Below are 23,863 nucleotides of genomic sequence, written 5' to 3'. Positions count from 1 at the left end.
CAGATTAGATTTCAACTGAAAAAATTAAACCAGCTTTGTCTATTCTATGGCACTTCAATTTCATTTACAATTTTACCTACAATATCTTCTGAAGTTATATTTTCTGCTTCTGCTTCATAGGTAATTCCTATTCGGTGGCGTAAAATATCTAAAACTACTGCACGTACATCTTCTGGGATTACGTAACCTCTTCTCTTTATAAAAGCGTAACATTTTGCGGCAGTCGCTAAGTTAATACTTCCTCTTGGTGAAGCTCCAAAAGAGATTAAGGGCTTTAAAGATTCTAAATTATATTTCTCTGGGTAACGAGTAGCAAAAATAATATCGAGGATATATTTTTCAATCTTCTCATCCATATATACTTCTCTCACGGTTTGCTGAGCGGTTAAAATTTGCTCTAGAGAAACTACCGGATTCACTTTTTCAAATGAGCCTTTTAAATTTGCTCTTACCACCAGTTGTTCTTCTTCTAGGCTAGGGTAATCTATGACTGTTTTTAGCATAAAACGGTCAACTTGCGCTTCTGGCAATGGGTAAGTACCTTCTTGTTCTACTGGGTTTTGTGTAGCCATTACTAAAAAAGGCTTATCTAACACAAAGGTTTGGTCTCCTATCGTAACTTGCTTTTCTTGCATCGCTTCTAACAATGCAGATTGTACTTTTGCTGGTGCACGGTTAATCTCATCTGCTAATACGAAGTTGGCAAAAATGGGACCTTTTTTAATACTGAAGTCATTTTCCTTCATATTATAAATCATCGTTCCCACCACATCGGCAGGAAGTAAATCTGGCGTAAACTGAATTCTACTAAAGCTTCCTTTTACGGCTTTTGAAAGTGTATTAATGGCTAAGGTTTTTGCTAACCCAGGAACACCTTCCAATAAAATATGACCTTGACCTAGCAGACCAATTAATAAACGCTCAATCATGTATTTTTGACCAATGATTACTTTATTCATTTCATTGGTTAATAAATCTACAAACGCACTTTCACGTTGTACCTTTTCGTTTAAACCTGCAATATCTACGGATGTGTTTTGTTCCATAATTAATAACTAAAATTAATTTTTTTCTTATTGTTTATAAGACTTGGCAAAGTCCCAAAATATTCATTCAATAATGTTAATATTTGGTTAAAATACAATTCGATATTGAAATGAAATAAATAGTAAACATAGCATTTTTAAGTCTTTTATTCAAAAGACTTATTTGAAGTATGTAGTGTTGCAAAAAATTTTTGATTTTTTCGCGGAAGTGAATTACGAACCCTTATAAAACGCAAGTTATTCAGGTTTAGTATTTTTCCTGTTCATATCTTTCATTTAAATTAATAGTGATCTTTTTTATTCCTATTTAAAATGATTTACTTTTAAGCAAAAAGTAAATTTTAATGAATAAAACTGTTTTAATTACCGGAGCAACTAGCGGAATAGGAAAAGCTACTGCTATTGAGCTTGCCAAAGAAAACTTTAACTTAATTCTCTGCGGAAGAAGACAAGAACGTCTAGACGAAATAAAAGCTAAACTTTCTGCAACTACGAAAGTTCACACATTAAGTTTTGATGTTCGAGATAAACAAGAAGTTATAAAAGAGATAGCGTCATTACCAAAAGAATTTCAGCTAATTGATATTTTAATTAATAACGCAGGAAACGCACACGGCTTAGACACTATTCAAGATGGAAATATTGACGATTGGGATGCCATGATCGATATTAATGTAAAAGGGTTACTTTATGTAAGTAAACAAATTATTCCGCAGATGGTAGAACGTGGTAACGGACATATTATTAACATTGGCTCTACTGCAGGAAAAGAGGTTTACCCCAAAGGAAATGTATATTGCGCCAGTAAACATGCAGTAGATGCCATTACTCAAGGAATGCGAATAGATCTCAATGGCACAGGAATAAAAGTTGGCGGTATTAATCCGGGATTGGTAGAAACCGAGTTCAGCGAAGTTAGGTTTAAAGGAGACAGCGAAAAAGCCAGTAAAGTTTATCAAGGTTTTACGCCACTAAAACCAGAAGATATTGCAGACATCATCAAATTTGTGGTGACAAGACCTTACCACGTTAATATTGCAGATTTAATTGTGATGTGCACCGCTCAAGCTTCTTCAACTATTGTAGATAAAAAATAACATGATCAATAAGCGCTTACTCATTAAAAACCTCTTAGCTCATAGCGATGAGAATAGTTTTTACGACAAAAAGCGCAAATTAAACTTGGGCGAAAAAGAAGGAAAAGCTAAGTTTTTAAAACACGTTTGCGCTTTAGCCAATAGCAACCCATTTAACAATAGTTATATTGTAGTTGGGGTAGAAGATCGTGATAATAGCATTACGGGCGTAGATTTTTTTGATGATAGTAAAATTCAGAACTTGATTAATGCCTACCTCACCAATCCGCCCAATATCACTTACGAGAATATTCTTTTTCCGCATTTACCTAACGAGAAAGTTGTAGGGTTGGTGATTATTAGAGCCAATCAAGGTAAGGTTTGCAGCCTTCGTAAAAATATTTGGAAGTATTATGGCGGCGCTGTATTTTTTAGAGATGGGAGCATAAGTATGCCCAAAGATTTCGGAATTGATTTAACCGATCGAAATTCTAAAATTGTAGCTTCTATAGAAAGTCACTCACAAAACACCATTGAGTACACACTTGATGGTGTTTTTGATTTTATGCAGAAAAATAGAGATTATCACCCTACTTATAAAGTATTTCAAGAATATTTTGTAGTGTGTTGGGCAGGGAAAGAAAAAGTAATTAAAGATCAAAAATATTATAGCCGGGTAAATATTGAATTAATTAATGAACAAGTAAAATTATTCTATTCAGATTTAGATGAAATAAGAATTTTCTTTGCGCCCGATGAATTCAAAATTATTGAATATGTGTATTTGGGCTTGTACGAAAGTTATCAATATTACCCTTTAGAAGAAGTAAAAATAAGTTTCAAAAACAACATGAGTTATGAGATTGAAAGCAAAATTTTGTTTGAACCGCCTCAATTTTCAAAAAGCACATTGCATCATATTTTTAATAGTAATTCAGCACTCATTAATAAACTTTCCAAAAATTTAATTCTAAAACCAACCGAAGAAAAAGACATAAAGAGCTTACCAGACACCTTGCTTTTGTGCTACCTCAACGGTATTAATAGTGCTTACGATAAACTTGAACAAGCTAAAACACTTTTAAAAAAGTATCCTTCAACTTATCAGCGATTAAAAGATAATTTGAGGATTTTAAGAAAAGTGAGGTATAATTAAATTACATTTAAATCTTTGTTAATCTAAACCACTTATAAACAAACTAAACTTATAAGTTGTAATTTTACTCCAATGAAAAGATTTGCAATAGGAGACATTCACGGCGGACTCAAAGCTTTAAAGCAAGTTTTAGAGAGAGCAAAAGTCACCACCCAAGATCAATTAATATTTCTAGGAGATTATGTAGATGGTTGGAGTGATTCTGCTGCAGTTATTTCTTTTCTAATAGAATTATCTAAAACTCACAATTGCATCTTTATAAGAGGGAACCATGACGATTTAGTGCATCACTGGTTAAAAACCGATGAGCAAAATGAGAACTGGTTAAAGCACGGCGGTCAATCTAGTAAAGATGCTTATGCAAAACTAACTCTTTCTGAAGTTGAAGAACACAAAAAATTCTTCAGCAATCTTGAAAATTATTACATAGATCCAGAGAACAATCTTTTTGTTCATGCGGGTTTCGCCAATATGCATGGTCCACAAAATGAATATGAGCCCTATATGGTTTATTGGGACAGAACTTTATGGGAAACAGCACTTGCGTTAGATGAAAATTTAAAACCAGAAGATTTATTATACCCTAAACGCTTCAAGCTATTTCATGAAATATTTATTGGTCACACCCCAGTCACAAGAATTAACCAAACCAAACCAGTAAATGCCGCAAATATTTGGAATGTAGATACAGGCGCTGCTTTTAAAGGGCCTTTAACCATGCTTAATATAGACACAAAAGAAATTATACAAAGTGAACCCGTTCATCAACTTTACCCAAACGAATCGGGCAGAAATTAATTCAACTAAAAATTATGAAAAAAGCATACTTATTATTGAGCCTTTTACTGGCAACAACATTTGCCAAAGCACAAACAGAAGAATTCCCTAAAAATGAAGTAAAACTAAACATCGCTAACACCATTGCCATTGCATCGGTAGAAGTTGGATATGAACGTTTTATTAGTTTTAATCAATCTGTTGAAGTCGTAGGATTAATAAATGATCGTATAAATTATCACAGTCAAAGTGGTTCTAGAGATTTTAACACCAACAGTATTAAACTAGGTTACAACTATTATTTTGACTTAGAACAATCGGGAGCAGGAATTTACGCCAATCCGTTTTTAAAATATCGATTTGGTGATTTTTCACAAGATCAATCTATTGGTGGGCAAACTATTAATGTAGAAACTGATATGGATGCTTTTATGGTAGGCTTAGGAGCTGGTTATAAATGGAATTTTAATAACAAATTTGTATTAGGCCCTTTTGTAAACATTGCCAGAAACTTTAGTGACGAGGTAAAAGATCGTTTCTCTGCCATAGAGTTTAATGCAGGATTTAATGTGGGGTACAGATTTTAATTTTTGGATAAATTATTTCATCCTAAAAAAATAAGGTTTTAATACATTTCAACAATTAACAGAAAATTTAACAAAATTTGAAATCTCATTTTCTAAGCGGAAATAAAATGTATTTTTGTTGAAAATTTCAGCATATGAGCGTACTTGAGAAAAGATTAGTAGACCGTAGTGGTAACAAATGTGAATTATGTGGTTACGAACACGACTTGCAAGTTTATCAAGTTCCACCAACTTCAGAAAGAACATTAGAAGACTCTATTCTAGCGTGTAAAAATTGTATCACACAAATTGAAGATCCAGAAAAAATAGATCCTAATCATTGGCGTTGCTTAAATGACAGTATGTGGAGTGAACACCTACCAGTACAAATTATAGCTTGGAGAATGCTCAATAGATTACGTAGCGAAGGATGGCCGCAAGATTTGTTAGGGATGATGTATTTAGATGAAGAAGCTTTAGCTTGGGCAAAAGCTACTGAAGATACGGAAGATGAAGCTGAAAAAATAATTCATAAAGACAGCAACGGTAATATTCTTGCCGATGGTGATTCTGTAGTGCTTATTAAAGATTTAGATGTAAAAGGCGCTAATTTCACTGCAAAGCGTGGTGCGCCCGTACATAGAATTTCTTTAGTACACGATAATGCTGAGCAAATTGAAGGCCGTGTAGACGGGCAGCACATTGTTATTCTTACCCAATACGTTAAGAAAACTAAGTAAAGAATTGGATTGTAATTAATTCCGGTTTAAGCTTTAGACCGGAATTAATTTTGCTCCTATCTCGCGTATTTTATAGTGAAAATGTGGGATGACTGCAATCGCTAGCATCACCAACCCTATAAATATACTCATATAGATAAAATAATCTCTAGCAAACATTAGGTTAGACTGCTTACCAATTTCTTTATTTAATAAAGCTTTTGCCGCTTTATTAGATTCTACCAACTTCCCGTTTTGCTGCAACGCATTTGAATATTTTGAAATCTCTTGCATCGCTACTGGATTATCTGCAGTGATATTTGCTGCGAAAGATTGCTGATGTATTTTTTGCTGGTGTAACCCCATAAAAGCGACCAAAGCCATACTCGCTGTAAAAGAGAAAAAACGAAAAGCGACACCTGTAACTGAAGCCGAAAATCCAAGTTCTGGTGATACTGAGGTTGCATAAAAAATTACAATAGAGAGAATTAGCACTCCATTACCAAAACCTTGCAAAAATAATGGCAAAATTAAACCAGTCATTTCAGCTTGATCGCCAAGAACATTTAAACTTAATAAATGGTACACCAACAAAGCTCCAAAACCAGTTAACCAAATCAATCTAATTTTTCTTCCTGCTAAAATAAAACGCGCACTTAAAAATGCTCCTATAACAATTCCTAATCCGTTCCACAACATCACGTAACCTTTATGGTAAGCATCTAAGTTTACGCTATTAGAGAAAAAACCGTACAATACGCTAGTATCTCCTTTCGCCAAATAAAATGCAATAAGCAAAGCCATACCTATTTTAAAGTTTCGCGTTTTAAATATCTTTAAATCTATATAAGGTATTTTCAGTTTTAGTTGTCGCAAAACAAATAACAACAACAAGAAGATAAAGCCAATCATACAAAAAGTAATTCTTAGACTCTTAAACCAGTGATAATATTGCCCATAAAGTAAAATATAAGCGAGTAGCAATAAAGCTGAAGCATAAATTACAAAGCTTTGCCAATCTACATTTCTAAAAGGAATTTTACCTTCTGGCCTTAGATCTACCTTCTTTTTCAACAGAAATAAGAACAATAATAATCCAGGCAAAACGCTATAAATTTTAACTAAGAAAATCACATTAAAATCATAATGTGTAAAAATATTCGCATCTAAAATTTGAGCTAATGGTGCAGTTACAAATAAAGATGAATACAATGTTGCATAGCCCAACACCCTGTTTCTTTGTGCGTGAAATTGCCTAAATATAAGACTAAAAGCTACCCCTATAAAACTTAAAGACAGTGCGCCTCCAAAAAATCTTAAAATGACTAACACCGCAAAACTATTGGTGAAGTATAAAATAAGATTTACACAAACAAAAAGTATTCCAGCTCCTACTAAATAAATTTTTGAAGAAAAGAAATTAAAGAAATTTTTCTCTAAAGGGAAAGCGCTAGCGATTGCCAAATAAAATACAACGACAGAATAACGAATATCTGTACTGTCTACTCCGTAATAACTCATAGCACTAGTCGTACCTGCTAGATAAATCCCTAATACCGAAGCGATCGGAAGTAAAAAAAGAAAGATTGCCAATAAAATTAACCAATCTGGAACCCAACTTTTAAAAATAGCCTGATTTTTTTCACTTGCCATAACTTAAGATTTGGGTACAAAAACTTCCGCATTCATTCCTGCACGAAGTTTTTTAAGTTTAGCTTCCTTATCGGTAAATAGAATACGGACAGGAAAACGCTGTGTGATTTTAACAAAATTTCCGGTGGCATTATTGGTTGGTAATAAAGAAAATTCTGATCCTGTGGCGGGAGAAAGCGATTCAATTTTTCCATGGAAAGTTTCATTAGGATAAGCATCGATCGTAATTTTAGCTTCTTGCCCTTCTTGCATTGTAGCAATTTGAGTTTCTTCAAAATTCGCCACTACCCATTTTCCCTGATTTTGATCTACAATAAAACCAAGCGTTTGTCCTTTTTGAACATACTGCCCTTTTTGCAGGTTTTTTTTACCCATATAACCATCAGACGGAGCAACAATGACACTGTATTTTAAGTTAAGTTGAATACGCTCCAATACCGATTTCTTTTGCGCTATCCTAGCTTCAGCAACGGCAATTTGTGCACTCACATCTCTAGTTTTTCCTTGGGAAGTATTAAAAGAATTTTTAATGGCTTGGTAATTAGACTTAGCGACCTCTAAGCTGGTTTTAATATTTTCAAACTGTTGCTGAGTTACGGCTTCTCCCGCTAGTAGTTTTTGATAGCGATTAAACTCTTGCTGTTGTTGCCATAATTTTGCTTTGGCTGCGCTAATCTTTGCTTCGTTTACACTAGCGCTACTCGTTGCCGTAGAAACGTTACTTTTTAAAACTTCTAATTGTGCTTTTGCTGAAGCTAAAGCTGATTTGGCTTCTTGCAAACTTACATTCGCTTCTTGGGTATCTAAAACCACCAGCGTGTCTCCTTTAGCAACCTGCTCGTGATCTTTGTAGCGTATTTTTTCCACATAACCACTAGCTCTGCTCAAAATAGGATTAATGTATTCTTTTACCTGAGCATCATTCGTTTCTTCATAACGCCAAGAATTTAACAGCGAAAAAGCACCCCAAATAATTAAAGCTAAAACTATAATTAAAGCCACCACGTAGGTGGTTTTCACAACCACTTTATCTAATTTTTCGTATTTTTTTATTTGCTCGCTCATTATAATTCGCCTGTTATTTTAAGTAATTGGTAGTAATGTAATTTTGCTGAAATTTGATTGTTTACCAATTCAAATTTTGCTTGTAATAATTGTGTATCTGCATCTAAAAGATCTGTCAATAACGACAACTGATTGAAATAGGTTTGATTTACAATGCGATAGCTTTCTTTTGCTTGCTCGATATTCATCTTTGCAATTACAATTTTCTCTACATCTTCTTCTAAATGTTTATAAGCTGCTTTCACCCCTTTTCTAAGCTTGTCTTGGGTATTTTCTTTCACTAACTTTTGCCGATCTACTGCAATTTTCGCTGCTTCTTCTTTATGCTTATCGTGATACAAAGCAGAAACATCATAAGACAATTTAATGCCCGCCACTCCTAATAAATAAGGCGCGGTTTCGTAAGGATAGAGTTTAATTTGAGGGTAAGAATAGGTGTAATCTCCAAAAAGTCCAATTTTAGGTAGTTTATCGGCCTTTAATTCCTCTTCTTGAAGTTTTTTTAGCTCGATTTCTTTATCTGCAATCTTCATTAAAGGTGAAATCTCTAACGCATCATTCCTATAATCTCGATATGTTTTCGCTGCTTTTAATAAATTTACCTGAATACTATCTGTAGGTTGTATAGGCTGCTCATCATTAAAACCTACCAAAATATTTAAAGATTGTGTGGCAAGTTCTACATTATTTTTCATTTCCAACAAATTGGTTTGCTGTCTTGATAACTGCAGTTTAGCACGCAATAAATCACTTTTTAAAACCACCCCATTTTCATACAATTTGGTAATTTGATCTAAACGCTTTTCATTTCTCTTTATATTTTGAAGAATTAGCTGATTAAACTCCATTGAGCGTTGCATATCTAGATAAGCTTCAGCTACTTTAAAATGAATAACAGCGCTGGTTTCTTCTTCTAAATAGCTAAGCAATTCTTGTCTTGTTTCTGCTTTTGTAATATGAATATTCGTTTTATTACCATTATATAGATTGAAGTAAGCTTCTACCCCTGCGCTATAAGTGGTATGATCTTCTAAATGAATAAATTCTGCATCGTTAGAAACTCCATCAACAAAAATAGGAATGTTAGAAAGTTGCCCATAACTACCCTCTATCCCAATAACTGGCAAGCGTTCTCGTTTGGCATCTATAACTTTTTCTTTACCAATTTCTTTATCAAACTCACTAAGTCGAAGTTTTTTGCTATACGTATTGGCGCGACTCCAAGCTTCATTTAAACTTAAAGGAATACTATCTTTTGAGACTTGCGCAATTGCTAATTCACTTATAGTGAAAACAAAAGCAACTAAAATTAAGCGCCTTGAAATGCGATGTATGATTTTCAATTTCATTTTGCAAATTTCCGTCATAATTTCAAGTCTTATTTTCAAAAATTAGACAAATATTTTATAATTTAAGCCATTGTTAAAAACTGATATTAGAAGCTTTATGCATCCATTTTTAGAAAACGTAAAACGAGATCCGAACAGCTTTTTTGTGTATCATACCAAAATTGAAGAACGTTTACCCATGCATAGCCACGTTAAACATCAGCTTAGTTATGTAGAAGGAGGTGTTGCTTTTCTGAATACGAGAAACAAGTCTTATTTTTTCCCGGCAAGGCATTTTATTTGGATTCCCGCAGGGAGAGAGCATAACGTAACGTCGAGAACTTCGGTAAAAATAATACGTAATATTTTTTTTCCGAAAGAGGCTATTCCTAAAGATCACGAATTGCAATATCAGGGAGGTATTTTTCCGGTGACTAATCTTTTAATGGAAATGATTTATTACACTGTTAATTGGCGAGGTGACGTGAGCCAAAAAGATACTAGCAAATATGAATTTTTAATGGCAATGAAAAATATTGTGCTTGATGTTGCTGAAAACCCTTTACCTATTGTCTTACCCACAACTAAAAATGAAATTTTACAACCCATCTTAAAATACATACACCTACATATAGACCAAGATTTATATGTAGATAAAATTGCACATGAATTTGGGCAAAGTGCGCGTACACTTTCACGCTTATTTAAAAAAAATATAGAAATCTCTTTTTTGCAATATGTAAAACTTACCCGAATTATAAAAAGTATGGAACTGCTTTTACAAACCGATCTTTCTGTTACCGAAATTGCTTATAGCTGCGGTTATAATAGTATTTCTGCGTTTAGTTATGCTTTTCATCAATTAATTCACCACTCCCCTAATGAGTTTAGAAAACAGAATGTTTAGTTACTGGTAAATCTTTTTTACATTATTATTAGTTTTGCGAGACGCAATGTTTATTTCTAATTGAAGCGCCATTTAAAAAATTGACTGAGTGTATTCAATTCATCATCTATTTCAACACTATTATATTTACCTTTGAAATAACCGAAAATATATAACATATGCTTCAATACCAGCTTACATCTTATACTATAAGTTCAGATCACGAATTATTAGATAATGAAAATCATATTTCTTCAGAAGTACGTGAGGTTCTTGAAAGCATTCATCCCGATGTTCTAAAAGGCAAAAAATACTTACTAAAAAAACTACCCGAGCTTATTGAGCAATATCCAAAGGTACCCGCTTTTAAAAACTTTTTGGCTACACTACATAAAGAACGCGGAGAAATAGACCAAGCTTTTAAAGCTAACCGATGGCTAGCAAAAGAGCATCCCAATTATCTATTTGGCCGAATTAATTTAGCTACAGAATATCTAGCAAATAATCAGTTAGAGAAAATTCCAGAAGTTTTGGGCGAAATGATGGAATTAAAATCACTTTATCCCGATCGCAAAGAGTTTCATATTGAAGAATTTATCGCTTTCAATCAAATCGCAGTTTTATATTTTTTGGGAGACCAAGAGTTAGAACAAGCTGAAATGAGGGCAAATATGATGTTAAAAGTTGCGCCAAATCACCCTAAAACACAATATATACAGGAAAGTATAGAACATTATATACTTACAAAAGTGATGGAAATAAAACAAATGGAAAGCGAAGAATCACACGCTACAGAAGTAATCGGTAAACGTTTGCAAACCGATAAAGCTCCTGTTTTTCATTTTCCCTTACAAATGCAGTGGTTGTATGAAGAAGATTATGATTTTCCTAACTACAAATTACAAACTATCCTGCAACTGGAACGCAAACCGCTTATTGAAGATTTAAAAAAAGTATTAAACGATAGCATTGGTCGTTTCAACTATTTTATGGAAGATGACGAAACAATAGACTTCCTTCTCTTTCCTACACACACCCTATTTCTACTAGAAGAATTAAAAGCTGAACAGGCACTTCATGAAATTTTAGAATTTCTAAAACAAGATGAGGAAATTTATGAAACCTATTTCGGAGATTTTGTAAATGATATTGTCACTTCGATCGTTTTTACATTTGGGGAAAATAATCTAGAACAATTTTTCAACTTTCTAAAAACTCCAAATCTTTATAGTCTTTCTAAAGCATATATTTCTGAAGGAATTACTTTTTTAGCAAAAGAAAAACCAGAATTAAGAGAAAACATTCAATCCCATTATAAAGATCTACTGCTTTATTTTATAGCAGAAAAAGAGAATGAGAACCTGATAGATGAAGAAGCCTACGGACTTATCATCGCAGATATCATCGATTTGAAGATGGAAGAATTATTACCTGAGATCACGGAACTTTATCAGTTGAATTTAGTTTGCGAAAGCGTTAATGGTGACTTAGATACTTTAAAAGAAGATTTCAAAGATCTAAAACCTATAGAAGAACAAGCAGAGCTACCCAAAGCCAACATATTTGAAAAATATAAAATTTGGAAAACAGACTTCGAAGATTATTTAGAAAGAGAATTTGAAGACGACGACTTCGATATAATGGATAACCTTTTTAATGAAGAAGAATTTCAGCGTTTAATTATGCATAACGAAGATGAATCGCCTATTGAAAAACAAAAAGAACCAGGACGAAATGACCCTTGCCCATGTGGAAGTGGTAAAAAATACAAAAAATGCTGTTTGAATAAAAAGTAATATTTGGTTTTACAAAAAAACCCCACAGAATTACCCGTGAGGTTTGTATCTAAAATCTTAGTTATAAAAATTATAAATCAAATTTTATTCCTTGCGCTAGCGGTAATTCTGTGGTATAATTGATCGTATTGGTTTGTCTACGCATATAGACTTTCCAAGCATCAGAACCAGATTCACGACCGCCGCCAGTATCTTTTTCACCACCAAAGGCTCCACCGATTTCAGCTCCTGATGTTCCGATATTTACATTGGCAATCCCACAGTCTGAGCCTTCCACCGATAAGAAACGTTCTGCTTCTCTTAAATTATTAGTCATAATTGCAGAAGAAAGTCCTTGTCGAACTCCGTTCTGTAATGCTAAAGCATCGGCAACATCACCTTTATACTTCATAATATAAAGCACAGGAGCAAAAGTTTCGTGTTGTACGATTTCAAAATGATTTTCAGCTTCAGCAATCGCTGGTTTTACGTAGCAACCGCTTTCATAACCTTCGCCTTCTAAAACACCACCTTCAACTAAAACTTTGCCACCTTCTTCCACTACTTTTTCTAACGCATGTTGATAATTCTTCACGGCATCTTTATCGATTAGCGGCCCCACGTGATTATTTTCATCTAACGGATTACCTATTTTAATTTGCTTATAAGCATCGACAACCGCATCTTTTATTTTATCGTAGATATCTTCGTGAACAATTAAACGACGGGTAGAAGTACAACGTTGTCCGCAAGTTCCTACCGCACCAAAAACAGCTCCGATTACTGTATTTTTAATATTCGCATCTGGAGTAACGATAATGGCATTGTTACCTCCTAATTCTAACAAAGATTTCCCTAAACGCCCAGCAACTTCTTTTGCTACAGTTTTTCCCATTCGGGTAGAACCTGTTGCAGAAATTAACGGAACGCGTTCATCTTTAGTCATTAATTCACCAACCGTATAATCTCCTGTAATTAAACAAGAAATTCCTTCTGGCACTCCATTTTCAGAAAATACACGTGCTGCGATATTTTGACAAGCTACAGAGGTTAATGGTGTTTTTTCTGAACCTTTCCAGATACAGGCATCGCCACAAACCCAAGCTAAAGCAGTGTTCCAAGACCAAACGGCTACAGGAAAGTTAAATGCCGATATTACTCCTACAACTCCAAGTGGGTGATATTGCTCGTACATTCGGTGACCTGGACGCTCAGAATGCATCGTTAATCCGTGTAACTGACGTGAAAGACCTACGGCAAAATCACAGATATCAATCATTTCTTGAACCTCTCCTAAACCTTCTTGATAAGATTTACCCATTTCATAAGAAACAAGTTTCCCTAGTGGTTCTTTTAAACGGCGTAATTCATCATTAAATTTTCTTACAATTTCGCCTCGCTGTGGAGCTGGCATTGTTCGCCATTCTAAGAATCCTTTTTGTGCAGTAGTAATTACTTTTTCGTAATCTTCTTTGGTCGTTGCTTTTACTTTACCAATCAAAGCTCCATCTACTGGAGAGTAAGATTCGATTACTTCTCCAGTAGCGAAAAAGTCTTTTCCGGTAGAAGTCCCATTATTTATTTCTTTTAGCCCTAATTCTTTTAAGGCTTTATCTATTCCAAAATCTTTTGCGATTTGACTCATTAGTGGTATATATTTTAGTTGATTGGTAATTTTCTTGTTATTAAAAAACTTAAATTGAATAAATCTCAATATTTAGCCTAAAATAAAAATTTTATCTCTCAAAACTGATGATTTTCAAGAAAAGTTCAAGAAACTGAACTAAACACAGTTAATTAAAATTTCATCTAAAACTCTTTCTTAACAATTATCTTGATAAGGCAATTATTTAAAAAAACATTATTTTTTTATCCTGTAAAATCTCATCAAATAAATTTTAAAAAAAACTTTGATATGTTACTACATGCATATACTTTTACACTTCTTTAAAATGAGTCTAAATAAAAATAAAATACATGAGATCATTTCTTATTTTATGTCTTAGCTGTTTCACATTCATAAGCACATACGGGCAAGAAGCTAAAATTATCGGAAAAGTTGTAGATGAAAATGACAGAGCTATTCCTTTTGTATCTGTTACCATAGCTGAACTTAATAAAGGTGTAGCGAGCGATATGGAAGGAAACTATGAACTACAAACCAAAAAAACAGGAGAATATACTTTTCATTTCTCTGCCATTGGATTTAAAAAACAAATCAAAAAATTTAGAATTGATAAAGGACAAAATATATTAAACATAAGTTTAGAAAAAAGTTTAGAAGGCTTAGATCAAGTGGTGATTACGTCTAACCGAACTCGTGAAACTTTAGATGAAGTTCCTTCATCAGTTTCTGTCTTAACATCAAAAGATATCGAAAATTTAACGCAAACAAGTAATTCTGTTGCTGATATTCTTAGTACAGTTCCTGGTATTGCACTATCTAATAATCAAACGAGCAGCAACGGGCAAACACTTAGAGGTAGAAATATGTTAATCTTGGTTGATGGGATTCCGCAATCTACGCCTTTAAGAAAAGGAGGAAGAGATATTAATAGTATAGACCCAAGTACCATTGAGCGTATTGAAGTAATTAAAGGAGCAACGGCAATTTACGGAAATGGTGCCGATGGCGGAATTGTAAATTATATTACCAAAAAACCAACAAGTCTAAAAAAGATAGAAAGCACCACAAGTATTAATGCTGAAGGAGGTTTAAAAGGTTTTAATAATACCGTAGGTTCTAAAATTACCCAAACTTTTTCTGGTAACCTCGACAAGTTTTCTTATGTGGCTAGCGGAAGTGTAAAACAAACTGGTGTCTATAAAGATGCCAATGGTGAGGTAATATCGCCTTTCTATGGGTTAGGAGAAACAAGCCAATATAGTTTATTTGGCAAAGCAAATTACACTATTAACGACCAGCATTCTATCCAATTATCATATAATTATTTCAGTAGTAATCAGGATTCAAAATATTTAGCACAAGTAGGAATTTACAGAGAAAACCCAACCATTGGTGTATTAGGAGAAGATGCAGGAGTAGATCAGGGTACGCGTTATAATCATAATGTTCAACTGACTTATAATTTTAATGAGATTTATAAAAATACTGATTTTAAGCTCAACCTATATATGCAAGATTTTAAAACTATCTACGGTTATACGGACAGCTTTTACAATCCAGATTTAGGTTTTGACGGAGGCCAGTCTACTATTTCTTCTACTAAAAAAGGTGCTCGTTTTAATTTCAACACCTATTATAGTTTTGGAGCGATTAATGGTGAAATTTTATATGGTTTAGATGCTTTAAACGATGTTACCTCTCAAGATCTAGTAGATGGTAGGCCTTGGGTACCTAAAATAGATATGAATAATCTTGCTCCATATGCCCAACTAAAGACAATGTATAAAAACTTTGTCTTTAAAGGAGGGATACGTTTTGAGAATATTAAAATTGATATTCCAAATTACACCACACTAACTCGCTATAATGTAGGCGAAACTCAACCCAACAGTGGCGGCGTTGCTATTAATGGAGGAGAAAAAGATTATAATGCTACTACTTTCAATTTAGGTTTACGTTACAATAAATGGGGCATCTTTAAACCCTTTGTTAGTTTTTCTCAAAGTTTTTCTGTTGCCGATATAGGAAGAGTTTTACGTTCAGCTACTGCAAATACTGTAAGTCAAATTAATTCTGAAGCTGTTATCGCGAACAATTATGAAGCAGGTTTTAATAGTAGTTTTGGAAAAACAAATTTGAGTGGTTCATATTATATTAGCACGTCAGACCTAGGTTCAACCTATAGAGAAACCGAGAGTGGTGCCTTTGAAATCTTACGCCAACCAGAAAAAGTATATGGATTTGAAATTGCTTTAACTACAGAAATTATTAAAAATGTTGGTTTTGGAACTTCTTTCTCTTATACCGAAGGAAAAATAGATGCTAATAATGATAATTCTTATAACACCTATATGGGAAGCGATAGAATCTCTCCTATAAAAACAGTAAGCTTTATTTCATATACTTGGAACAATAGATTCAATGCTCGTTTATCACATATTTATAGCGGAAACAGAGATAAATTTGAAGCTAACGAAAACGGTGATTACACATATGGAAAAGGTCCTGTTGAGAGTTTTAATATTTTTAACCTAACCACAAGTTACCAATTAAGTAAGTCTACAAAATTAAGTTTAGGAATTAAAAACTTATTCAATGAAGATTATTACAATTTAATTTCTCAATGGGCTGCAAGAGATTCTAATTACATTAAAGCTAATGGAACTCAATTTAACCTTGGGTTAACCGTAAAAATATAATTTTAGCATTTACAGATTGAATGAACAATAAAAAATTATTGAAATATCATTCTATTAGTGGACTTATTGCCGGTATTTTCTTATTTATTTTAGGGATTACCGGCTCTATTTTAGTGTTTAATTCTAACATTGATAACGCTATAGCTCAAAAATATGAAACTCAAGGTTTCCCAGAAGCTTTTCAGCTTGATAGCGCAATAAAGAATGTTCAAGACCAGTATAAAAACTGGAGCACAAGAATTATACATTTTAAAAAAGGAGAGACTTTCGTTTTTAACGTAAGAAAACCAAATGAGAGAAAGTTAGTTTTTGTTGCTCCTCATACTGGAAAAATAATTGGTGAAATAAATGAAGGTTCACACCTTAGTAAATGGATGTTAAAGTTACACTACTCACTGCATGCGGGTGTAATTGGCAAATTTATAATACTTATCGTAGGCGTCTTATTTTTTATCTCTTTGATTAGTGGGATTATTTTATTTCGAAAAAATATTTTAAAAACGCTCCTCTTTAAAGTTAAACTAAAGAAAAAGAATAAAAGAACCTATTACTCTGTCTTACATCGTTATATAGGAGTTTGGGCATTATTTCTCAATTTAGTTTTAGTCTTTACAGGTATATTTTTAAGTTACAATGTTGCTGTTGGCGGTTTAAAAAAAAAGAGCATCACCTCTCCCCCAATCGTAAAAACTTCAGTAGAAAAAATACTCAATAATTTAAAGAAAAACCATCCTGATTTCAATCCAGAATATATCAGACTACCCTCTACAAAAGGAAAGAAAATTGTAATTAATGGTCCGTTTAAAAATGATCCTTTTTATTACAGCATACATTACAATAAAGTTGAAATAAATTACAAAACTGGTAAGATTAGCAAGATCAAAAAAACTGCACATGAAAGTTTCCTGTACAGGTTTAACAGCTCTATTTTACCTTTTCATTACGGACAGTTTGCAGGAATTTTTGGAAAAATAATTTATTCAGTAATTGGTTTATCTGGTCCATTTCTTTCAATCACCGGGTTTTATCTATGGTATAAAAGAAAAAAGAAGAAGAAAAAGAAAGCTAAATAATCTTATTCTTCATCGGCTACAAATCGCGAATCTACAGGCATCACTTCTCCGCAATTATCACAGGTTCTTAAATCCTCATTCTCGTAGAAATATTTAAAATGCTTTAAAAAATCTACTTCAATATCTTCTAAAGGAAAATAAACCTCATATAACTTATAGTTACAGTTATCACAATGCCAAAGCAAACCATCTTTTACTTCTAAATGTGCACGTTTACGCTCGATCACTAAACCTATAGAATTTTCACCGCGTGCTGGAGAATGAGGTACTTTTGCCGGATGCAAATACATATCGCCAGGGCCTAATTTCATGGTTTTCTTTTCGCCATCTTCTTGAATATGAACTTCAATATTTCCTTCTAATTGATAAAATAATTCTTCCGTTTCATTATAATGATAATCTTTTCTAGCATTAGGTCCTCCTACGATCATCACAATATAATCACCAGCATCCTTATATAAGTTTTTATTTCCAACGGGCGGTTTTAATAGAGCTCTATTATCTTCAATCCACTGATTTAAATTAAAAGGTTGTTGAATAGCCATAATTTTTTGCTTTAGAAATAATAAATTTAAGCATTTCTCTTGGTTCAAAATAAATTTAAAAACATTTTCATTTCAATTTCTATTATTAGAACAATTAAAAACATTATTAATAACCCAACTAATCATAAAGCATCACCAAAATAAATTTAATATTTCACGGTTTACAGCTAGTTTTTCTACTGTAATTCTATCTTATATTTACTAACTTTAAATAGCAACAAATATTCCTTCTTATGAAAAAGTTTTATCGTGTATTAGTTCTTACTATTTTATGCGTTTTCATGGCTTGTAAAGATAAAAGCGACACTACAGAAAATACCGATAATCTTTTTAAGTTTAGAGATTACATTTCGTTTCATACCCAAGGAAAATCTTCTATCGCAGAACCTATTCGTATTGATTTAGCTCAACCTCTAGAGCAATATGAAATAACTCAAGAAATACCTTCTAATTCTATAAAAATAACCCCTGCTACAGAAGGTAAATTACTTATAGAGAATAATAGCACCTTAATTTTTAAGCCAAATAAATACCTGAAACCCGATACAGAATATACCGTAAAATTAGATTTAGAAAAATTATACGAAGACGTAGAAGACGGGTTCGAGACTTTTCAGTTTAGCTTTAAAACCATTCAACCTGACTTCAAAATTAACCTTGATAATTTACAGTCTTATACCAAAGAATGGCAATACGTTACTGGTACAATAGAAGCTTCAGATGTAATTCAATTAGAAAAAGCTAAAACTATTGTAGAAGCAAAACAAGAGGGTGAAAATCTAAAGATCACTTGGCCAGAAAACAATGAAAATGCTAATTATTTTAAATTCACCATCGATAGCATAAAACGACACATAGACGATTCTCAAATAGAAATAGCTTGGAACGGAAAATCTATTAATGCAGATAATAAAGGCAAAAATACTTTTCCTATCCCAGGACAAAATAACTTTACGGTAATCGATTTACAATCTTCTCACGCAGCGCAAAGTTCTGTTGCCATTAACTTTTCAGACCCTATACAAGAAAAACAAAATTTTAAGGGCTTGGTAAATATCGAAAATCAAAACCAGTTGCGTTTTGAAGTAAACGGAAATGTATTATACGTTTATCCTAATCACAGAATCACCGGCGATGTAAAAGTAGATATTTTTAAAGGCATTAAAAATAGTTACGGATTTAGTCTAAAAAAAGATTTTTCAGAAACACTTTCTTTTCAGCAGTTAGAACCAGCTGTTAGGCTTCTCTCTAAAGGTGTAATTTTACCCAACTCACAACAAACTCCTATTTATTTTGAAAGCGTAAACCTTTCTACTGTCGATGTGCGAGTGATCAAAATTTATGAAGATAATATGCTTCAGTTTTTACAAAACGCTAACTTAAATGAAGAAAACTCTTATAACCTTCGCAGAGTAGGAAGACGTGTTGCTAAAAAAACAATTTCTCTAAAAACAACTACAGAGTTTGAACTTAACTCTTGGAAAGCTCATGCCTTAAATATTTCAGAGTTTATTAAAGCAGATCCAGGTGCAATGTACCAAGTAGAAATTAGCTTTAAAAAAGAATACAGCACTTTTGACTGTGGAAATGAAACCAATTTAACTGAAAATAATTCAGAAGAACAGGATTATTACGAAGACTTTGCTTCAACTGAAGAAGAAGAACGTGAAGAACAATATTGGAATAATGAAATTTACAATTGGCGAAATACTCACTACAATTGGCAAGAAAGAGACAATCCTTGCAGTAATTCTTATTATACTAACGATCGTTTTGCAGTCACCAATGTTTTAGGTTCTAACTTAGGTTTAATTGTAAAAGAAAGTAGTAATCGCTCCTATCATTTCGCAACCACCAACTTAATAAGCGCAACAGCAGAACCTGCAACAACAATAGATCTTTATAATTACCAGCAACAGCTCATAGCTTCTGTAATCACAGATAAAGAAGGTTTTGCAATTATAGACAGTGATCAAAAAGCAGCTTTTGCCATTGCTCACAAAAACAAAAATTATGCTTACGCTAAATTAGAAGATGGTAATGCACTTTCTTTAAGCAAGTTTGATGTTTCAGGAAAGATTCTTGAAAAAGGCTTAAAAGGTTTTTTGTATACAGAAAGAGATGTTCATCGCCCAGGAGACACCATTCATTTAACTTTTGCACTGAATGACAAAGCCAATCCGCTACCTAAAAATCACCCCATAAAATTAGAAGTGACAGATGCTCGAGGTAAATTAGTGAAACAAGAAATTTTAAGTGAAAATATAAATACACAGCAAGCTAAAAATGGTTTTTATTATTTCCCTATTAGCACCCAAGACACAGATCCTACTGGAAATTGGAATGCAACCGTTCACGTAGGTGGAGCGAGTTTTTCTAAAAACTTAAAAGTAGCTACCGTAAAACCAAATCGCTTAAAAATAAAACTAGATTTTGAAGATGAAATTCTCGACGCAAGTAAACCCATCGCAGGAAATTTAAGTTCAACTTGGTTACACGGTGCTCCAGCAAGAAATTTAAAAGCTGAAATGGAAGTCACTTTAACTTCAACCACAAGTGCTTTCGATAAATTTCCAAAGTATGTTTTTACTGACCCCGTAAGAAGTTTTGAAAAAATTGAAATGCCTATTGCTGAAACCCAACTTTCTTCAGAGGGAGAAACTTCATTTAGTAAAAAAATGGAACTTAATGAAAAAGCTCCAGGAATGCTAAAAGCTACTTTTTTAACCAAAGTATTTGAAGGCGGAGGCGATTTTTCTATCGATGTATTTTCTAAAAATCTAGCTCCCTATGATTATTTTGTAGGCTTGCTCGCTCCAGAACCCCATCGCTATGGCTCCTATTATACAGATGAAAACACAGTTTTTAATATGGTAAGCGTAGATGCTCAAGGCAAAACTGCGGGTAATCGTGAATTAGAAGTAAAAGTGTTTGAAATTGAATGGCGTTGGTGGTGGAGCCGTGGTAGTGATAACCTTTCACGTTATGAAAACACCAACACCTACCGACCTGTAAAAGATTTCACCATCACTACAGAAAGTAATGGTAAAGGTCAATTTACCCTAAATATTCCCGAAGAAGCAAGCGGACGTTATTTAATACGAGTAATTGATAAAGCTTCTGGTCACGCCACAGGAAAAACTGTTTATTTCTATCGAAATTGGTCTAAAAGGCCATCTGGAGCCGATGCCGAAAGTGCTAAAATGTTAGTCTTTTCTGCAGATAAAGAAAATTATAAGTTAGGCGAAGATGCCGTGATCACTTTCCCTTCTGGTAGTAAAGGAAAAGCTTTTATTAGTATTGAAAATGGAACCGAAGTACTTTCTAAACAATGGGTAGAGACGCAAAAAGGCGAAACACAAGTAACCATTCCACTAACCAAAGAAATGGCTCCCAACGTGTATGTAAATATCTCTTTACTACAACCGCACGCGCAAACTAAAAATGACTTACCCATTAGGTTATACGGTGTTATTCCGCTATTGGTAGAAAACCCAAAAACAAAATTAAATCCCGAAATAGAGATGCCGGAAATTTTAAAACCGGAAGAAAATTATACCATAAAAGTTTCTGAAACTAATGATAAGGAAATGACCTATACGCTTGCTGTGGTTGATGAAGGTTTACTCGACTTAACTCGATACACCACACCAAATATACATGAAGCTTTTTATGCTCGTGAGGCTTTAGGCGTAAAAACTTTCGATATTTTTGATGATGTGATTGGTGCCTACTCTGGAAGCGTAGATAATATTTATGAAATTGGTGGTGGTGATGCCGCCGCAGGGGCCAAAAATAGAAAAGCAGATCGGTTTAAACCAGTGGTTACGTATTTAGGTCCGTTTCAACTAAAATCAGGCGAATCAAAAACTCATCGTTTATATATGTCTAATTATGTAGGCTCAGTTAAAACGATGGTCGTTGCAGGAGATCATAAAACCGCTGCTTACGGAAATGCTGAAAAGGTAACTCCTGTAAGAAAACCGTTAATGATGTTAGCTTCACTGCCAAGAAAACTTTCCCCTGGTGAAATAGTAACTTTACCAGTAACTGTTTTCGCTATGGAAAAGCAGATAAAAAATGTAAAAGTAAAAGTAAAAGCAAGTGAAGCATTTACGCCAATTGGAGCCGCTTCAAAAAACATCTCGTTTTCAGAGATAGGAGAAAAAATTGTAAATTTTGAATTTGAAGTAAGCGCAACAAATAAGCCACAAATTTTTCAAATTTATGCTTCTGGAAACGGAGAAAACGCAAAAACTACAATAGAAATTGATGTAGTGAACCCAAACCCGATTTCTCAAAAATCGATTACCTATACCTTAGAAAATAAAGAAAATAAAAAAGTTGAGTTGACAACTTTTGGAATCGAAGGAAGTAACTCTGCTACAGTAGAATTCTCTACTCTCCCTCCGATGGATTTCAGTAAACGTATGGAATCTTTAATTCGTTATCCTCACGGATGTGTAGAGCAGACTACTTCTAGCGTATTTCCGCAGTTATTTATGGGAGATATTTTTGATCTTACGTTCAACAAAAAGCAAGAAATTGAAGAAAACATCAAACACGCCATTAACCGACTAAATAATTTCCAATCCACTAAAGGAGGCTTAAGTTATTGGCCCGGAAATACAGAAGCTGATGAATGGGGAACTAGTTATGCGGGTCATTTTATGTTAGAAGCTAAGAAAAAAGGCTACGCTTTACCCATAACGTTCTTGAGCAATTGGATACGCTACCAACAAAACCAAGCTCGACAATGGCGAGATTCTCGAACACAATACAATTCAAGCTTAACACAAGCTTATCGACTTTACACCTTAGCACTTGCAGGGCAACCAGAATTAGCAGCGATGAACCGTTTGCGAGAATCTGGAGCGATGAGTAACAATGCAAAATGGAGATTAGCTGCTGCTTATGCGCTTATAGGAAAACAAAGTGTAGCTAAACAAATTGCCGCTAACGCGAACATCAGTTTTCAAGCTAAAGATGACAATTATTACACGTATGGGTCACCATTTAGAAATAAAGCGATGGCACTAGAAACTATGGTAATTTTAAAAGATAACCAACAACGAGAGCTAGCTATTTCTTTAGCTAAAAGCTTATCATCTTCCAACTGGTATAGCACGCAAGAGACCTCTTATGCATTATTATCACTAGCTAAAATGGCGAATAATAACGGAGGGAAATCAGTTGAGGTAAACCACAGTTTCAACGGTAAAGGTGAAAGTCTCAAAACGACTAAATCTCTTGCTGAACGTAACTTAGCGATTAAAATGGGTTCTAATAAATTGATTTTAGAAAATCAAAAAGATAATATTTTATATGTAACGGTTTCGCAAAGCGGAAAACTTCCGTTAGGTGAAGAGTTGGTAGAACAAAGTAAACTCTCGGTAAAAACCCAGTTTATGGATGGCGCAGGCAATGCGTTAGAGGTTTCTGAATTACGCCAAGGCACCGAAGTAATTGCTAAAGTGAGTGTAACCAATACTACTATAGATAAAGTAGATAATATTGCCCTCTCACAAATTTTCCCAAGTGGTTGGGAGTTGGTGAACACTAGCTTTACAGATTTAGCTGGAGGCGCCGATGATGAAGCTAATTATAAAGATATTCGTGATGACCGTGTAAATTTCTATTTTGAATTAGACAGCAAGAAAACCAAAGTCTTCTCTGTAAAACTGAATGCGTCTTACTTAGGCAACTATTATTTACCAGGTACGCAAGCAGAAGCGATGTACGACAATACCTATTTTGCAAGAACCAAAGGAAAATGGATAAAAGTTGTGCAATAAATCTAGCTAAAGAAAACTTTATAAAATGAGACTCTAAACTCTTTTTGGGGTCTCATAAAGTAGATGTATTCAGCTAA

Annotated in this window: 16 protein-coding genes; 10 read left to right on the top strand and 6 right to left on the bottom strand. The window is 33.7% G+C overall.

Going from position 1 to position 23,863, the window contains the following annotated elements:
- Window positions 1–44: 44 nt before the first annotated feature.
- Entirely contained in the window at window positions 45–1,046 is a 1,002-nt protein-coding gene (locus tag KW502_RS00365; RefSeq protein ID WP_219038540.1) for an AAA family ATPase, read from the bottom strand.
- Window positions 1,047–1,390: 344 nt separating this feature from the next.
- On the opposite strand from KW502_RS00365, the gene KW502_RS00360 reads away from it, so the two are divergent.
- From KW502_RS00360 to KW502_RS00340, 5 genes are all read left to right on the top strand, one after another.
- A complete protein-coding gene (locus KW502_RS00360; protein ID WP_219038539.1) occupies window positions 1,391–2,143 on the top strand; it encodes an SDR family NAD(P)-dependent oxidoreductase in 753 nt (250 codons plus the stop codon).
- Window position 2,144: 1 nt separating this feature from the next.
- Entirely contained in the window at window positions 2,145–3,278 is a 1,134-nt protein-coding gene (locus tag KW502_RS00355) for an ATP-binding protein (RefSeq protein WP_219038538.1), read from the top strand.
- Window positions 3,279–3,350: 72 nt separating this feature from the next.
- Entirely contained in the window at window positions 3,351–4,076 is a 726-nt protein-coding gene (locus KW502_RS00350) for a metallophosphoesterase family protein (RefSeq protein WP_219038537.1), read from the top strand.
- A 14-nt stretch (window positions 4,077–4,090) separates the two neighbouring features.
- The gene (locus tag KW502_RS00345; protein ID WP_219038536.1) at window positions 4,091–4,642 is read left to right on the top strand and encodes an autotransporter domain-containing protein; all 552 of its coding nucleotides are present in this window, start codon (window positions 4,091–4,093) and stop codon (window positions 4,640–4,642) included.
- Window positions 4,643–4,776: 134 nt separating this feature from the next.
- Window positions 4,777–5,361, top strand: a complete 585-nt coding sequence (locus KW502_RS00340) for a PhnA domain-containing protein (protein WP_219038535.1) — start codon at window positions 4,777–4,779, stop codon at window positions 5,359–5,361.
- 33 nt (window positions 5,362–5,394) lie between these two features.
- Here KW502_RS00340 and KW502_RS00335 read toward each other — a convergent pair whose 3' ends face one another.
- From KW502_RS00335 to KW502_RS00325, 3 genes are read right to left on the bottom strand one after another with little or no spacing between them, the layout of a single operon-like run.
- Window positions 5,395–6,993 carry an efflux MFS transporter permease gene (locus KW502_RS00335; RefSeq protein ID WP_219038534.1) on the bottom strand — a complete coding sequence of 533 codons (1,599 nt, stop codon included), beginning with the start codon at window positions 6,991–6,993 and terminating at the stop codon, window positions 5,395–5,397.
- Between the two features lie 3 nt (window positions 6,994–6,996).
- Window positions 6,997–8,058, bottom strand: a complete 1,062-nt coding sequence (locus tag KW502_RS00330) for an HlyD family secretion protein (protein ID WP_219038533.1) — start codon at window positions 8,056–8,058, stop codon at window positions 6,997–6,999.
- Window positions 8,058–9,407, bottom strand: coding sequence for a TolC family protein (locus KW502_RS00325; protein WP_219038532.1), 1,350 nt, complete (start codon window positions 9,405–9,407; stop codon window positions 8,058–8,060). Before KW502_RS00325 ends, KW502_RS00330 begins: the two co-directional genes overlap by 1 nt.
- 97 nt (window positions 9,408–9,504) lie before the next feature.
- On the opposite strand from KW502_RS00325, the gene KW502_RS00320 reads away from it, so the two are divergent.
- Both KW502_RS00320 and KW502_RS15555 read left to right on the top strand, forming a co-directional pair.
- Window positions 9,505–10,293, top strand: a complete 789-nt coding sequence (locus KW502_RS00320; protein ID WP_219038531.1) for a helix-turn-helix domain-containing protein — start codon at window positions 9,505–9,507, stop codon at window positions 10,291–10,293.
- 158 nt (window positions 10,294–10,451) lie between these two features.
- Window positions 10,452–12,068, top strand: a complete 1,617-nt coding sequence (locus KW502_RS15555) for a DUF1186 domain-containing protein (RefSeq protein ID WP_305067277.1) — start codon at window positions 10,452–10,454, stop codon at window positions 12,066–12,068.
- A 70-nt stretch (window positions 12,069–12,138) separates the two neighbouring features.
- On the opposite strand, the gene amaB is transcribed toward KW502_RS15555, so the two are convergent.
- Entirely contained in the window at window positions 12,139–13,692 is a 1,554-nt protein-coding gene (gene amaB, locus KW502_RS00310; RefSeq protein WP_219038530.1) for an L-piperidine-6-carboxylate dehydrogenase, read from the bottom strand.
- 332 nt (window positions 13,693–14,024) lie between these two features.
- On the opposite strand from amaB, the gene KW502_RS00305 reads away from it, so the two are divergent.
- Both KW502_RS00305 and KW502_RS00300 read left to right on the top strand, forming a co-directional pair.
- A complete protein-coding gene (locus KW502_RS00305; protein WP_219038529.1) occupies window positions 14,025–16,373 on the top strand; it encodes a TonB-dependent receptor in 2,349 nt (782 codons plus the stop codon).
- 20 nt (window positions 16,374–16,393) lie between these two features.
- Complete coding sequence (locus tag KW502_RS00300; RefSeq protein WP_219038528.1) at window positions 16,394–17,446, top strand: PepSY-associated TM helix domain-containing protein; 1,053 nt, start codon at window positions 16,394–16,396, stop codon at window positions 17,444–17,446.
- A gap of 2 nt (window positions 17,447–17,448) precedes the next feature.
- Here KW502_RS00300 and KW502_RS00295 read toward each other — a convergent pair whose 3' ends face one another.
- Window positions 17,449–17,991: a 3-hydroxyanthranilate 3,4-dioxygenase gene (locus tag KW502_RS00295; RefSeq protein ID WP_219038527.1), complete on the bottom strand. Its 543-nt coding sequence runs from the start codon at window positions 17,989–17,991 to the stop codon at window positions 17,449–17,451.
- A 233-nt stretch (window positions 17,992–18,224) separates the two neighbouring features.
- Here KW502_RS00295 and KW502_RS00290 point away from each other — a divergent pair, with 233 nt between their 5' ends.
- On the top strand, window positions 18,225–23,786 hold the full coding sequence (locus KW502_RS00290; protein WP_219038526.1) for an alpha-2-macroglobulin family protein: 5,562 nt from the start codon (window positions 18,225–18,227) through the stop codon (window positions 23,784–23,786).
- Window positions 23,787–23,863 lie beyond the last annotated feature (77 nt).

The sequence above is a fragment of the Mesonia aestuariivivens genome, assembly GCF_019311235.1.
Lineage (GTDB): Bacteria > Bacteroidota > Bacteroidia > Flavobacteriales > Flavobacteriaceae > Mesonia > Mesonia aestuariivivens.
Note: the sequence above shows the minus strand (reverse complement) of the source record. Positions and strands in the feature narration are given on the sequence as shown.

Excerpts from the sequence above, each read along its gene's own strand:
- KW502_RS00365 (WP_219038540.1), bottom strand. The coding sequence starts at position 1,046 with ATGGAACAAAACACATCCGTAGATATTGCAGGTTTAAACGAAAAGGTA.
- KW502_RS00360 (WP_219038539.1), top strand. The coding sequence starts at position 1,391 with ATGAATAAAACTGTTTTAATTACCGGAGCAACTAGCGGAATAGGAAAA.
- KW502_RS00355 (WP_219038538.1), top strand. The coding sequence starts at position 2,145 with ATGATCAATAAGCGCTTACTCATTAAAAACCTCTTAGCTCATAGCGAT.
- KW502_RS00350 (WP_219038537.1), top strand. The coding sequence starts at position 3,351 with ATGAAAAGATTTGCAATAGGAGACATTCACGGCGGACTCAAAGCTTTA.
- KW502_RS00345 (WP_219038536.1), top strand. The coding sequence starts at position 4,091 with ATGAAAAAAGCATACTTATTATTGAGCCTTTTACTGGCAACAACATTT.
- KW502_RS00340 (WP_219038535.1), top strand. The coding sequence starts at position 4,777 with ATGAGCGTACTTGAGAAAAGATTAGTAGACCGTAGTGGTAACAAATGT.
- KW502_RS00335 (WP_219038534.1), bottom strand. The coding sequence starts at position 6,993 with ATGGCAAGTGAAAAAAATCAGGCTATTTTTAAAAGTTGGGTTCCAGAT.
- KW502_RS00330 (WP_219038533.1), bottom strand. The coding sequence starts at position 8,058 with ATGAGCGAGCAAATAAAAAAATACGAAAAATTAGATAAAGTGGTTGTG.
- KW502_RS00325 (WP_219038532.1), bottom strand. The coding sequence starts at position 9,407 with ATGAAATTGAAAATCATACATCGCATTTCAAGGCGCTTAATTTTAGTT.
- KW502_RS00320 (WP_219038531.1), top strand. The coding sequence starts at position 9,505 with ATGCATCCATTTTTAGAAAACGTAAAACGAGATCCGAACAGCTTTTTT.
- KW502_RS15555 (WP_305067277.1), top strand. The coding sequence starts at position 10,452 with ATGCTTCAATACCAGCTTACATCTTATACTATAAGTTCAGATCACGAA.
- amaB (WP_219038530.1), bottom strand. The coding sequence starts at position 13,692 with ATGAGTCAAATCGCAAAAGATTTTGGAATAGATAAAGCCTTAAAAGAA.
- KW502_RS00305 (WP_219038529.1), top strand. The coding sequence starts at position 14,025 with ATGAGATCATTTCTTATTTTATGTCTTAGCTGTTTCACATTCATAAGC.
- KW502_RS00300 (WP_219038528.1), top strand. The coding sequence starts at position 16,394 with ATGAACAATAAAAAATTATTGAAATATCATTCTATTAGTGGACTTATT.
- KW502_RS00295 (WP_219038527.1), bottom strand. The coding sequence starts at position 17,991 with ATGGCTATTCAACAACCTTTTAATTTAAATCAGTGGATTGAAGATAAT.
- KW502_RS00290 (WP_219038526.1), top strand. The coding sequence starts at position 18,225 with ATGAAAAAGTTTTATCGTGTATTAGTTCTTACTATTTTATGCGTTTTC.